Origin of the sequence: Bacillus sp. FSL R5-0397 (assembly GCF_038593395.1) — a bacterium.
Classification (GTDB): domain Bacteria; phylum Bacillota; class Bacilli; order Bacillales; family Bacillaceae; genus Bacillus; species Bacillus altitudinis.
In genome coordinates this window covers 979,878-992,866 of sequence record NZ_CP151992.1, presented here as the reverse complement: position 1 = coordinate 992,866, position 12,989 = coordinate 979,878, and the positions used below count along the sequence as shown (strand labels likewise).

The 12,989-nt window shown below is 40.2% G+C and carries 12 protein-coding genes; 6 read left to right on the top strand and 6 right to left on the bottom strand.

Annotation, left to right across the window (positions count from 1 at the left end):
• The first annotated feature begins 5 nt into the window (after positions 1-5).
• The 4 genes from NSQ70_RS04935 (at position 6) to NSQ70_RS04920 (ending at position 3,459) form a co-directional block, all read left to right on the top strand.
• Positions 6-881, top strand: a complete 876-nt coding sequence (locus tag NSQ70_RS04935; RefSeq protein ID WP_047946615.1) for a helix-turn-helix domain-containing protein — start codon at positions 6-8, stop codon at positions 879-881.
• 139 nt (positions 882-1,020) lie between these two features.
• On the top strand, positions 1,021-2,127 hold the full coding sequence (ugpC, locus tag NSQ70_RS04930) for a sn-glycerol-3-phosphate ABC transporter ATP-binding protein UgpC (RefSeq protein WP_024719977.1): 1,107 nt from the start codon (positions 1,021-1,023) through the stop codon (positions 2,125-2,127).
• Positions 2,128-2,353: 226 nt separating this feature from the next.
• A complete protein-coding gene (locus NSQ70_RS04925) occupies positions 2,354-2,557 on the top strand; it encodes an alpha/beta-type small acid-soluble spore protein (protein ID WP_008348940.1) in 204 nt (67 codons plus the stop codon).
• A gap of 284 nt (positions 2,558-2,841) precedes the next feature.
• A complete protein-coding gene (locus NSQ70_RS04920) occupies positions 2,842-3,459 on the top strand; it encodes an NAD(P)H-binding protein (RefSeq protein ID WP_047946616.1) in 618 nt (205 codons plus the stop codon).
• Between the two features lie 125 nt (positions 3,460-3,584).
• On the opposite strand, the gene NSQ70_RS04915 is transcribed toward NSQ70_RS04920, so the two are convergent.
• Both NSQ70_RS04915 and NSQ70_RS04910 read right to left on the bottom strand, forming a co-directional pair.
• On the bottom strand, positions 3,585-5,600 hold the full coding sequence (locus tag NSQ70_RS04915) for an ABC transporter ATP-binding protein (RefSeq protein ID WP_138278347.1): 2,016 nt from the start codon (positions 5,598-5,600) through the stop codon (positions 3,585-3,587).
• Entirely contained in the window at positions 5,597-7,354 is a 1,758-nt protein-coding gene (locus NSQ70_RS04910) for an ABC transporter transmembrane domain-containing protein (RefSeq protein WP_138278345.1), read from the bottom strand. Before NSQ70_RS04910 ends, NSQ70_RS04915 begins: the two co-directional genes overlap by 4 nt.
• Positions 7,355-7,913: 559 nt before the next feature.
• Between NSQ70_RS04910 and NSQ70_RS04905 the strand changes: the two genes are divergently transcribed.
• The gene (locus NSQ70_RS04905; protein ID WP_017360333.1) at positions 7,914-8,420 is read left to right on the top strand and encodes a universal stress protein; all 507 of its coding nucleotides are present in this window, start codon (positions 7,914-7,916) and stop codon (positions 8,418-8,420) included.
• Positions 8,421-8,630: 210 nt separating this feature from the next.
• Here the strand turns inward: NSQ70_RS04905 and dat are convergent, their stop codons facing one another.
• On the bottom strand, positions 8,631-9,485 hold the full coding sequence (dat, locus tag NSQ70_RS04900; protein ID WP_163116642.1) for a D-amino-acid transaminase: 855 nt from the start codon (positions 9,483-9,485) through the stop codon (positions 8,631-8,633).
• A 295-nt stretch (positions 9,486-9,780) separates the two neighbouring features.
• Here dat and NSQ70_RS04895 point away from each other — a divergent pair, with 295 nt between their 5' ends.
• Complete coding sequence (locus NSQ70_RS04895) at positions 9,781-10,635, top strand: polysaccharide deacetylase family protein (protein ID WP_138278339.1); 855 nt, start codon at positions 9,781-9,783, stop codon at positions 10,633-10,635.
• Between the two features lie 38 nt (positions 10,636-10,673).
• Here NSQ70_RS04895 and NSQ70_RS04890 read toward each other — a convergent pair whose 3' ends face one another.
• The 3 genes from NSQ70_RS04890 to NSQ70_RS04880 form a co-directional block, all read right to left on the bottom strand.
• Positions 10,674-11,420 carry an NAD-dependent protein deacylase gene (locus NSQ70_RS04890; RefSeq protein ID WP_017360336.1) on the bottom strand — a complete coding sequence of 249 codons (747 nt, stop codon included), beginning with the start codon at positions 11,418-11,420 and terminating at the stop codon, positions 10,674-10,676.
• Between the two features lie 14 nt (positions 11,421-11,434).
• On the bottom strand, positions 11,435-12,523 hold the full coding sequence (locus tag NSQ70_RS04885; protein ID WP_024719970.1) for a mechanosensitive ion channel family protein: 1,089 nt from the start codon (positions 12,521-12,523) through the stop codon (positions 11,435-11,437).
• Between the two features lie 164 nt (positions 12,524-12,687).
• Entirely contained in the window at positions 12,688-12,789 is a 102-nt protein-coding gene (locus tag NSQ70_RS04880; protein ID WP_017360338.1) for a YhdX family protein, read from the bottom strand.
• Between the last annotated feature and the right edge of the window lie 200 nt (positions 12,790-12,989).

Sequence of the window (12,989 nt, the reverse complement as noted above, 5' to 3'; positions counted from 1 at the left end):
TCGCCATGTTAGAAAAACTAAAACTTGTTTACGGACACCATATCATCAGTTCACCAACAAATGATAAACAAATTCTCTGGTATCAAACAGACGAAGGCGAAATTTTCGGAGTAAACAAAACGGAGCTAACAGAAAGGGAAACGCTTCTTCTCAATTCATTCCTCACACCAATTGATGTACCTCATACGCAGGAAACGGAAGAAGAACAGAAATGGTACAGCTATCTCTTTGAAAACAAATCAATCACCATCGATCAATCCGTCCGTGTTCATTTTTTCAAAATGGATCACCAAGCAGAACAAAGGCAGCAAATAAAAGAGGCTGTGAACAGCAGCCTCGAACATATTCATTTCATATGGACAGGCACTGAAACAGCTATGCTCATTCAAACAAACGCTACATCAGAAAATGGTCAACTTGAACAGCTACATGATTTGTCTCAAGCCATCACAAGTGATTTTTTAACAGACGTTGTCTTCATGCAAGGACAGCTGCATTTGCCGAATGGAAATTTAAAAATGAGATTATTAAATGAACATCAGCTCTTTTTATGGCATCTGAAGCAAGGAAAACTTAGGTCAGGGGTTGCAACATTTTATCAATGTCTACCTGCTTTCATTCGCCATGATACAGACATGGTTTCTGCCGCTATTTCAGATGCATTTATAGAAACAATCTTTGATCGGGACGTTTACCGGACTCTCACGACCTATATGCAGTGTAATTTAAATGCATCGCAGGCAGCAAAAGCGTTATATGTTCATCGAAACAGCCTTCAGTATCGGATTGATAAATTTATTGAACGGACAGGACTAGATATACGGCATTTTCAAGAAGCGTCTGCGGCTTATTTCATGATGAATCTTCTTGATCTTTCTTAAATGATCCTTTCATGAGCACCTTGCCTAAAAATGAAAATAAGATGTTGTGCACGTTGTCCATTTACAGACCCCCTTCCTTTTTATACACTTCTTTTATAAGTAAAGCGCTTTCAAAAAAAGGACTGGGAGGCTACCACCTATGGCTGAAATGATGCTGAATCAAATTTATAAAGTGTACGATAACAAAGTAACAGCAGTAGATAACTTTAATCTACATATTGAGGATAAAGAATTTATTGTGTTTGTTGGTCCATCTGGGTGCGGAAAATCAACAACCCTCCGCATGATTGCAGGCCTTGAAGAAATTTCACAAGGAGATTTTCTATTAGACGGCAAGCGAATGAATGATGTGGCACCAAAAGATCGGGATATTGCGATGGTTTTCCAAAACTATGCCTTATATCCTCATATGAATGTGTACGATAATATGGCTTTTGGATTAAAGCTTCGAAAATTTCCTAAAGCAGAAATTGATGAGCGGGTACGAAACGCTGCAAAAATATTAGGGCTTGAACAATACTTAGATCGAAAACCTAAGGCATTGTCTGGAGGTCAAAGACAGCGTGTTGCACTTGGAAGGGCCATTGTACGCGATGCAAAAGTCTTTCTTTTGGATGAACCTCTCTCTAATTTAGATGCTAAACTTCGTGTTCAGATGCGTGCCGAAATTTCTAAACTTCATCAGCGGCTGCAGACGACATTCATCTATGTCACACACGATCAAACAGAAGCCATGACAATGGCTACTCGGCTTGTTGTCATGAAAGATGGCTTTATTCAGCAGGTTGGCGCACCAAAGGATGTGTATGAAAACCCAGAGAATGTCTTTGTAGGAGGATTTATTGGCTCTCCAGCGATGAACTTTTTTACAGGAAAACTGTCTGACGGAGCCATTGCCATTGGGAATACGCACATTCGTGTACCAGAAGGAAAAATGAAAGTATTACGCAGTCAGGGCTATATTGGAAAAGATGTGATTCTAGGCATCAGACCAGAAGATTTCCATGATGAGCCTGTGTTTATAGAGGCTTCTGAAGGAACAAAAATTGAAGCAAACGTTGAAGTGGCTGAATTAATGGGAGCCGAAACGATGCTTTATTCTTCTCTCGCTGGTCAAACGTTTATTGCACGTGTTGATTCTCGCACAGATATTCAGGCAGGTCAGACGATCCCTCTTGCCATTGATATGAATAAAGCGCACTTCTTTGATACAGAGACTGAGCTGCGCATCCGCTCAGCTGAATAAGAAGACGTTCCACAAACCATCACCATTGGGTGGTGGTTTTTTGTATATGAAAACAACATTTACCATGTTCTTTTTCCGTATGTTTTTTTCGTTGCGAACCATAATATTTAGTACAAAGCAGTTACCGCATTGGGTTTCGCCAAGTGGCAAATGACTTGGTCATTTCGCTGGTGCAACTCCAGCAAACCCAACCAAAAAAATCTTATATAAAAAGGAGATTCACATCATGGCAAATTCTAATAGTTCAAATCAATTACTAGTTCCTGGAGCAGCGCAAGCAATCGATCAAATGAAATACGAAATCGCTTCTGAGTTTGGTGTAAACCTTGGAGCAGAAACAACAGCTCGTGCTAACGGTTCAGTTGGTGGAGAAATCACGAAACGTCTTGTATCTTACGCTCAGCAAAACCTTGGCGGAACAAAAGCTTAATTTCATATCTGGATCATAGAAGGCACCTCTTATGGTGTCTTCTTTTTTTGGTTTTATCCCTCACCGATTCCTTTTGAATTCATATGATGTATTAGAAAGGAGCGGATCTTCATGGACATTATTTCAGGTGTGAATTTTGAACTTCTACAATTTGTCGGTCTCTCTCTATTATGTGAATATGCTCATAGTATTCGGTCCTTTCATCTTTATAAAAAAAGCATGACATAAAACTGTACCATTTTAAGTTCTTTTCACTTATAGTATGTAGTGGAGGGATCGATCAGATGAAAATAGCTCTTTTCGGTGCTCATGGACGTGTAGGACAAGCATTTCTTCGTTTCGTAAAAGAAGATGATCGTTACATGGTTCGCTCGTTAATTCGGACAAACCGGGAAGAAATGCTTGCGGGTATGTTTCAAGTCACCGGCAATTCCAGAAATCAAGAGGATGTGCTTGAAACAATTAAAGGATCAGATATTGTCGTGAGCTGTCTATCAACAGATGGTGATGATACTTTATCTGTTTCAATGGAGCATATCGTACAAGCCATGAAGCAAACAGGAACATCAAGAATTATAACGATTGGTACTGCAGGGATTTTGAAAGCAAGGCAGCAGCCTGAGCTTTACCGCTTTGAAACAAATGAATCAAAGCGAACCACTTCCCGAGCTGCTAAAGAACATGCCAAAGCATTTGAAATTCTTCAATCAACTGAACTAGATTGGACAATCATTTGCCCAACCTATTTACCAGATGGAGAAGTGACACGGTCATATCGCTATGAAAAGAATTTTCTCCCTATAGATGGACAGAAAATCTCAGTTGAAGATACCGCACACTTTTTGTATCAGCAGTTAAACTCAAAAGAATTTGTGCATCAACGTGTTGGTATCGCTTATTGACCATTTAGTTCGTGTAAATGATATACAACCAGTAAAAGTCGAGATCATATCATAAAGCCTCGACTTTTTTCATTGCCATGAAAAAGCCTCTTTCAAATTGAAAGAGGCTTTTGCTGCTTATCCTATCAGCTGCTCGTCACAGCTCCCTTTTGTAATTCGTACATTTGCGCATACAGTCCGCCTTGCTCCATGAGCTCTTCGTGGCTGCCGCGCTCGACAATCTCACCCTTTTCTAACACCAAAATCATGTCAGCTTTCTTAATAGTAGATAATCGGTGTGCAATGACAAAAGTGGTTCGTCCTTCTTTGACGACATCTAGTGCCCGTTGAATGATGGCTTCTGTTTCTGTATCAATGTTAGCCGTCGCTTCATCTAGAATTAAGATCGCTGGATCGTATGCCAGTGCACGGGCAAATGAAATCAATTGACGCTCCCCAGAGGAAAGAGTACTCCCCTTTTCAACAACTGGTTCATCAAAACCTTCAGGCAAATGCTTTAATAGTTCTGCTGCGCCCACTTGCTTTAACGATGTTTCAATCGTTTCTCTTTTAATGTCTTCATTTCCTAAACTGACATTGGACGCAATCGTTCCAGAGAACAAATAAGGATCTTGTAGTACAATGCCCATTTGCTTACGCAGCGTTTGGCGCGACTGATCATAGATGCTTTCTCCATCAATGAGGATGTCCCCATGCTGAATATCATAAAAACGTAGCAGCAAATTCATGATCGAACTTTTCCCAGAACCGGTATGTCCAACGAGTGCCACCGTCTGACCTTTTTTCGCCTCAAAGGTGATGTTTTTTAATACATTTTTCCCTTCATTATACGCAAAGGTAACATCCTGAAATTGGACGTGTCCCTCTAGTTTCTTCTGAATTGGTTCCTCCACTTCAGTACCTGGCTCATCTAATAATCGAAAGACCCGTTCAGATGAAACCCTGGCTAATTCTAATCTAGAGAATTGATTCACAATGCCTGTAATCGGCTGGAACAAACGATTTAAATAATCGACAAATGCATAGAGCACCCCAATCGACACAATGCCCGTCGCACTTAAGGACGCGCCGCCAAAATACCAAATGAGTGCGACATACGCTAAGTTCCGAAGCAGATTCACCAAGTTATGTGAAAGCAGTGAATTTAGATGAAGCATCTTTCGCTGATATCGAAAGTGATTGTTATTCAGCTCATCAAATTCTTCTTTCGTTGCTTGTTCATGTCGAAATGCTTGAATAATCGTCATTCCTTGAATGGCTTCATTTAGCTTGGCATTAATTTCACTAATGATGGAACGAATGCGGTGATTGTAAACCGACGCAAACTTTCGGTAAGTCATCGACCATAGGAAAATAATCGGAACAGCCACTAAACAAATGAGCGCCAGCTTCACATTTAATAAAAACATGGCGGTATAAATACCAATCATGTAAATGGCACTTGTGACGAAATTCGCTAGTACTGTAACATATAAATCACGAATGGTTTCTGTGTCATTCGTAATCCGCGCGACAACCTTTCCAGCCGGTAAATTATCAAAATACCGAATCGGAAGCGTTTGAATATGTTCAAATACGTCCACTCGCATTTTTTGAATAATGCGATTTGCAATACGCTGGAGTAAATAGTGTTGCCCATATTGAAAGAAAATCGCAATGACGAGCATCCCAAAATAAAATAGAACAAGCTGTACCAAACCACTGATTTCCGGCTGATAAAAAGCAAAGATTTCCTCTTTGGATAAACGCTGTACCTGATACGTCTCACGCTCGCTCCCATTTTCAATGGTGAGCTGATCCCCTTCTATTGTCCGGCTCCCGTCAAATCGAATCTTTTCATTCACAAAATAGTACCCAAATCCGACTTGCACGACATTGATTTGCTTTCCAGCTTCATTTTGATTCTGTAGCCGGTCACTTCTTATATAGTTATTTCCCTGGTAATAAACCGTTTTATCTGTTTTTTCATTTACCTCAACATAAGGTTTTTCTACACCTAAAATATGATCATCAATCATTTTTTTCCCAATGAAAGGTCCTGTCAACTCAGCACCAACTGCAATGATCAGAAAGATCAAAGCAACAGACAATACTTTTTTATACAGGAGTGCATAGGCAAGAAGTCTTCTCCCTGTTGTCATGCCTCAGCCCCTCCTTCCAGCTGATTTGTCAGCTGCTGACGCAGAAATTGCTCTTTATACCATCCATCTTGCTGAATAAGCGCTTGATGGGTTCCCTTTTGAACAATACGTCCTTCTTCCATGACAAGAATGAGATCCGCATGCTCTACAGCTGATAGACGGTGGGTTGTAATAAATGTCGTTTTTCCATGACGATTTTGTCTTAAATTCTCTAAAATAGCCGTTTCTGTTTTTGCATCAACTGCAGATAACGAGTCATCCAAAATCAAAATGTCTGGGTCAATTAATAAAGCACGTGCAATGGAAATCCGCTGCTTCTGTCCTCCTGACAGCGCCACTCCCTTTTCTCCAACCATGGTTTCCAAGCCTTCTGGTAAAAGGCGTAAATCCTTTTCAAAGTAAGCATCTTTAATCGCTTGTGCTAATTCAGCTTCTCTCGCGTCTCTATGACCGAAACGCATATTCTCTTCTACACTTTTTGAGAAAAGGACATGATCTTGCGGAACATAGCCAATCCATTGGAACAGTTGATCCAATTCAATGTCCTCAATTGGAACACCTGAAAGCAAGATCTTCCCATCACCTGTCGGATACTGACGAAGAAGCTGTTTGACAATCGTTGTTTTTCCACTTCCCGTTTTTCCTGTAATACCAATCGTTTGCCCTTTTCGTACAGTAAAGGAGACATCCGTTAGATTATCTTTAGAGGAAGTTGGATACCTAAATGTCACATGTTCAAATTGAATATCGCCAGGCTCTTGTAATCTTTTTGGCTTAGCTGCGTCAGTTACATCCGGTTGATAACTGAGAGTATGATTCAACCGGTCTAATGAGGCATTTCCTCTTTGCATGATATTAATCAATTCACCAATGGCAAACATTGGCCAGATCATCATCCCCAGATAGACGTTAAATGCGACAAGCTCACCAATGGTTAAATCACTTTGGAACACAAGATATGCGCCGTAACCGATACCGATTAAATAACTGATCCCCACAAGCAATTTCACCGTCGGCTCAAACAATGAATCAATGATCGCTACTCTCATATTTTTTTGAAAAACATCATCTGTCATTTCTCGAAAGCGATTCACATCTTGTTTTTCCTGCACAAAAGACCGAATCACCCGAACGCCGGCAACTGATTCTAATACACGATCATTCATATCACCAAATGCATCTTGAGCAACTGTAAAGCGTTCATGAATTTTACTGCCATAAAACGCTATCAAAATCGCCATCAGCGGCATCGGAATAATGGCCATTAAAGTTAATTTCCAGCTGATCGTCAGCCCCATTGTAAAAAAGATCATCAGCATGTAAGCAGTGGAATCGACTAATGTTAAAACGCCAAAGCCTGTTGTTAAAGCCACAGCATTCAAATCATTTGTACCTAGCGCCATTAGATTTCCGGTTTTTTTCTTTTCATAAAAGGTGGGTGTCATCTTAAGTAAGTGGCGCATTAATTTTCCGCGCATCACACGCTCCATGACATTCGCGCCGCCAAATAACTGATACATCCAAAAGTAGGTGAGCGCATAGACACTGACACCAAGTAAGCAAAAAATGGTTACGTAAAATAAGATACTGGATGTTGTAAATTGACCAGACCGAATGTCATCAACTGCTTGACCTAGATACCTCGGTGGCAGCATTTCAAGCACATTCACAATGAGCAGCAGCGTAATGGCGATTGTATAGCGCCTCCACTCTTGTTTAAAGAACCAGCCTAATTTCACAAATACTGAAAACATGTTTGTCTCTCCTTTTAAAGCTAGCCGCTTTCTATATTTTCCTGATTGTCACCTTGTTTCGTTTTTTGAACTTTTGTCATTTGTCTTGCCTTTGGCATGTTCACATGCTTTCACTCCTCTTCATTTAGTTGTTGATGCATTCCGTTATTTCGAGATACGAAATGTATACAACAAAAAAAGAGGCAACCAGCTGACTGGTACGCCTCTTTTATACATGATAAAAAGGCGCATGTTGACAAATACGCAACATACGCCTTGATTCATCCGATCAATTGGAACATACGAGTCCCTTTTCAATGACCAATGAAGGTGTAATTGTCACGTGAATCAACCCATTCATGCAGTTTGATTTCATTCTTCCAATGATGTTGCACATGACATTTCCTCCTTTTGGCTCTTGAATCTTTTTTTATCTTATAGTGGCTGTCACCATTTTGTCAATAAATATTTTTCAATAAATGAAATTTTCTAACAAAAACACAATCGTTTTCATGTGTATCTTTTTCTCATAACGGGTATACCATGAACGTATAGACTCCTTTTGAAAGGAATGAGGACATTGTTTCAAGCTGATCGGATGGTCGTTGCGTTTGATGGACATGAAGACAGTAAGAAAGCATTAAAGAAGGCAATCGCTTTAGCCAAAACGTTGAATGCCAAGCTGACCGTTGCCTACGCTCATGATGGGAAATCCAGCAGACAGGTGTTTGATGCACCTCGCCCAATGACTGGCGGCGCTTATATCGGAGGCGGCATGGCAGACCTTCAAACACCCCCTGTGTATGTACCTCATGATGAACAGCAAAGTCCCTTGATTTTTGAAGATCATACAGAAGAGGTCGTTGCAGAAGCAAGAATGCTGTTAAATGAAGAGCAGTTTGAAGCTGCGATTGAAATTGTTGAAGGGGAGCCTGCAGAAGCGATTATCGAATACGCTGAAAAGATTTCAGCAGACCTCATCGTCATGGGAGCACGTGACCAAAGCAGATTGAAAAAAATGCTCTTTGGCAGTGTGAGTGAAAAGTTATCGTCCAAATCAGATATACCTGTACTGATCGTGAAATAAATATGAATCACAAAAGGCTAAAATGAACTTTATTTTAGCCCTTTGTCTTCTTTTCAGCGTGATAGAAAACCTTTGCAGTCTAGGATGGACGAGTACTGGCGCGGAGCGAATTTGTCATTCGTGAGCACCAGCACGCAGGACTGACAAAGAATGCGAGGGTTTGTCTACACGCTGAAAGGCTGTAAACATTGGTTTACAGCCTTTTTCTTCTTACGAAGAAATAGATGCTTCGCTTTCATGCTTAATTTTTTTCTGAAACCCTTCCTGTACACGCTTCGTGATCTCTCCTGGAACACCTTTCCCAACTGGCTGACCATCTATCTCTACAATTGGAATCACTTCAGCTGTCGTTGAACTGATGAAAATTTCCTGTGCATGCAAAAGTTCGTCTTTACTCATGCGGGTTTCTTCCACACGATATCCTTCTTCCTGACAAACCTCTAGCAGCTTTCTACGTGTAATGCCGTTTAAAATCAGGTTATTTGCTGGGTGTGTACGAATGACACCGTCAATGACGGCATATACATTCGAGGACGTCCCCTCTGTCACAAAGCCGTCTCTTATTAAAATCGCTTCAAACGCACCAGCTTCAGACGCTTTCTGCTTTTCCATGACGTTATATAAAAGGTTTAAGCTTTTAATATCACACCTTAACCAGCGAAGATCTTCAGCCAATAGAGCTTTCACACCAGCTGTCTGCTCTTGAATAGGCTTTTTCACTTGAAATGTATAGGCCGTAATCTGAGGGGTAAGTACACCATATTGATGTTTACGAGGTGCGACGCCTCGCGTGACTTGAATATACACGCCGCCATCAATCACTTGATTATCTGCGACTAGCTTCTTCAAATTCTCTTCCATATCGGATACTGTACCTTGTAGATGAATGCCGATTTCCTTTGCACTCTTGAATAGACGCTCAGTATGCTCTTTTAATGTAAACAAAGTCCCATTATATACGCGGATGACCTCATAGACTCCGTCGCCAAATTGATAGCCTCTGTCTTCAATATCAACATGTGCATCTTTTTTTTCAATAAAATCCCCATTGTACAATACTTTCATATGGAATCTCCCCTTCGCTTTGCTTAATGGTTGAATCTGATGCTATCTTAGCGGATAAATGTAAACGTTTCAATGATTATTCAGAATTATTTCATATCCATTTGACTGGATAACCTTCTATTGTAACAAATATAGATTCATAACCAAAAAGATTCCAATTTTTTAGCATCTTCTATATTCATAGGCTCTTTTTTCCTGTATACTTACTCCATATGAGCACGACAAAAAACAGCGAAAAAAGACAGAATCCACTACATGATTCGACACAAACTACTGATTTATTGGAGCGATTGTAATGCAACGGGTTACGAAAAAACAGACACCTTCAAACACGATGCTGCTCTCAAAGGCGATTGGTCTAGTCATCCTGACATTGATCCTTTTTTTCATTTGGGATATGTCTAAAACCAATATGCAGGCAGCAGATCAACTGAATGAAGTGTCTGCGAGCAGTCCATTTCGAGACACAAGTACAAGTCTGAAAGCAAAAGATGATTCGCCAAAAACATTAGATGCACATTTTAAGATCAATCCAAACAAACATGTAACGGATCAAACGATCTTTTTGACCTTTGATGATGGCCCTTCTGCTACATCAAATCAGCTGTTAGATGTGCTAAAGTCACAGCAAGTGAAGGCCACATTTTTTATGCTCGGGCCGCAAATCAAAGAACACCCAGCAGCTGTGAAAAGACTTCATCAAGAAGGTCATCAATTAGGGCTTCATGGCATCACACATGATGTGAAACGCTTTTATCAAAAAAGTGATTCTCCTGTAAATGAGATGAAAGAAGATCAGCGCATATTGGCTTCTGTTACTGGTGAATATACACATCTTGTGAGAACACCTTATGGCAGTTCACCAAACTTAACAGACCAGCAAAAAACACGTTTAAAACAAAAAGGCTTTGTATACTGGGACTGGACCATTGACAGTCTTGACTGGAAATATAAAAGCTCAAAATATGTACCAGAAGTATTAAATCAGCTGCAAGTGCTTGAAACCAAGTACCCGAAAGAGCCAAAAATCATCTTAATGCATGATCAGCCAGCTACCGCAAAATACTTAAACAGTCTGATCACACAATTAAAGGCGAAGGGCTACACATTTGAAGTCCTTGATGAAACAATGAAGCCACTACAACAATAAAGCAAACCCGCACCTATTGGATGCGGGTTTTTTATGATTTATAAAGCATTCACAAGCTCGCCAATTCGTTCGTGAAAGACAAGATCAAACAGCGGATCGAATTCCGTTTCACTTAAATTCATCATGACCTTAAAGATGGAAGGATGATGAGCAGCATCTTCTGGAATATATCGGGCTGGTGCCACTTCTAAGGAAGTTCCCATGACGAGTAGCATGTCCGTTTGCTGGAGCGATTTCTCCACTTGATCAAAGTGCTTCACCATGTCCCCAAAAAGGACAACATCTGTTTTAAGTACTCGTCCACATGTACGGCCGTCTGATGAGATCCGCTCACAAACCGGTACCTCTTCTTGTAATAAATAAGGCAGTTCGTATGTTGACCCGCATGATGGACATGTAGCTGTTTGAATGGAACCATGCAGTTCATACACATGCTGGCTTCCCGCTTTTTTATGCAGACCATCGATATTTTGCGTGAAAATATCCACGCGTTTTCCTTGCTTTTCTAAATTGGCTAAAAAAGCATGTCCAGCGTTTGGCTCGTACTCTCCACTCATCTTCATTTGAAACAATTCTTTGAATTTCGGCCAAAATTGATGAGGATGTGATAAAAAGTAGGACCGGCTCATTGCCTCCATGCGAGAAGTATCTTCTGTCCATAGTCCACCCGTTGATCTAAAATCGGGAATTCCCGATTCTGTGCTCATCCCAGCACCTGAAAGGACTGTAATATGTGAGGCCTTTGATAATCTCTCTCTTAGCGCTGCCACTTTTGTTTGATCCAACCACCATTCCTCCTTTATTCACCGAGCTGTTTCTCACCTTTTTGTTTCATATAAATGGTCTGTCCAGGGAAAGCAAATTCTACCCCTTCTTCATGGAAAATATCAATAATGCGATAGTTAATATCCTGCTTAATATCCAGGTTTTCAGACCAAGCCGTTGTGTTTGTATAAAAGTTAAAGAATAAGTTTAAATAGCTGTCTGCCAGCACATCGAAATTCACCATAATCGTTTCCTTATGAACCCCATCATGCTCATAAAGCATTTGCTTCAGACGTTTGATGCACTTATCAATGTTTTCTTTCGGTGTATTGTAAGATACGCGAACGGAGAACGTAATTTGACGTTTATTCATTCTCGTCCAATTTGTGATCGGCTCCTTTGAAAGGGTCGAATTTGGCACGGTCACCACTGCTTCAGCAGGTGTTCTAAATTTTGTGCTTCGGAAGGTAATGTCCTCTACAGTCCCAAGTACACTTGGAGTCTCTACAAAATCACCCATTGTAAAAGGCTTCTCTGTAATAATCACAATTCCTCCAAAAAAGTTTGCCACTGTATCCTGCGCAGCGAGCGCAAAAGCAAGACCACCTAGACCAAGCCCTGCCACAAGTCCGTTCACATCATAATTAAATTCTTGTGCAATGACGCTAATACTCAGTGCAATAATCATAAACCGAAGAACCTTTGATAAAAATGGCGCTAAAATATCATCCATCTCTAATTCAAATTTTGAATTCACTTTTTGAAATAAGAAGGAAGAAGCTGCGGTTAGATTACAAAGTCCCCACGTCAGCATCAAAATAATAGAGGATCTATACAATTTGACAATGACATCCATATGGTGCTCAAAGTATGGGGCTTGTCTTAACGCAAAATATAAACCTAGTGCCACAAAAAACAGTCTCGCAGGTTTTTCAAACGCCACGACAATTTGATTAATGACTTCGGTTTTAGACCGGTTTGTCAGCTTAAAGAGCAGGTGAAACAAGTATTTCGTAAATACTTTTCGAAGTAATAAAAAAAGCAATAAAATACAAAGGCTAATGCCTATTTGGATCGCAATATCGACTGTAAAATATGTATCCATCCATTTTTGTGTAAACATCTCTGTCTCTCTCCTTTAAAACAATCCTCTCTAGTTTATAATATAACCTTCGTTTATGTCCTCTCTTAAATGTCTGACCTCTATATAAAAAGCCTCGGGACCTATCCCGAGGCATGATGTTCAATTATGAAATTTTGGCTTGAGACATATCGACGGGCAGCAAACTACTTTTTCTTCTGAGCCTGATCAAGGAGAGTCGCTTTAAACATTTCAGCATCCGTTTCAGCCTTAATACGTTCTTCCACTCTAATTCTCCCTTTACCCAATCATCTCGCCTCCTTTTCATCATTATAAAACATCAGAATTTTCAGTCAACATGACGAAAGCACTAATATTTTGACGAACGCTGACGATTTGGACAAAATTGATCGAAGAAAAATTGATGTAATTCAGGTTTACTCAATCAAAGCTTGCTCTATTCCTGTAAATTTTTCAAAATGATACATCAAGCTTTTTCGGTACATGA

What these genes read in the sequence shown, in the direction of transcription:
- NSQ70_RS04935 (WP_047946615.1), top strand. Translation starts at nt 6, where the DNA reads ATGTTAGAAAAACTAAAACTTGTTTACGGACACCATATCATCAGTTCA.
- ugpC (WP_024719977.1), top strand. Translation starts at nt 1,021, where the DNA reads ATGGCTGAAATGATGCTGAATCAAATTTATAAAGTGTACGATAACAAA.
- NSQ70_RS04925 (WP_008348940.1), top strand. Translation starts at nt 2,354, where the DNA reads ATGGCAAATTCTAATAGTTCAAATCAATTACTAGTTCCTGGAGCAGCG.
- NSQ70_RS04920 (WP_047946616.1), top strand. Translation starts at nt 2,842, where the DNA reads ATGAAAATAGCTCTTTTCGGTGCTCATGGACGTGTAGGACAAGCATTT.
- NSQ70_RS04915 (WP_138278347.1), bottom strand. Translation starts at nt 5,600, where the DNA reads ATGACAACAGGGAGAAGACTTCTTGCCTATGCACTCCTGTATAAAAAA.
- NSQ70_RS04910 (WP_138278345.1), bottom strand. Translation starts at nt 7,354, where the DNA reads ATGTTTTCAGTATTTGTGAAATTAGGCTGGTTCTTTAAACAAGAGTGG.
- dat (WP_163116642.1), bottom strand. Translation starts at nt 9,485, where the DNA reads ATGAAAGTATTGTACAATGGGGATTTTATTGAAAAAAAAGATGCACAT.
- NSQ70_RS04895 (WP_138278339.1), top strand. Translation starts at nt 9,781, where the DNA reads ATGCAACGGGTTACGAAAAAACAGACACCTTCAAACACGATGCTGCTC.
- NSQ70_RS04885 (WP_024719970.1), bottom strand. Translation starts at nt 12,523, where the DNA reads ATGTTTACACAAAAATGGATGGATACATATTTTACAGTCGATATTGCG.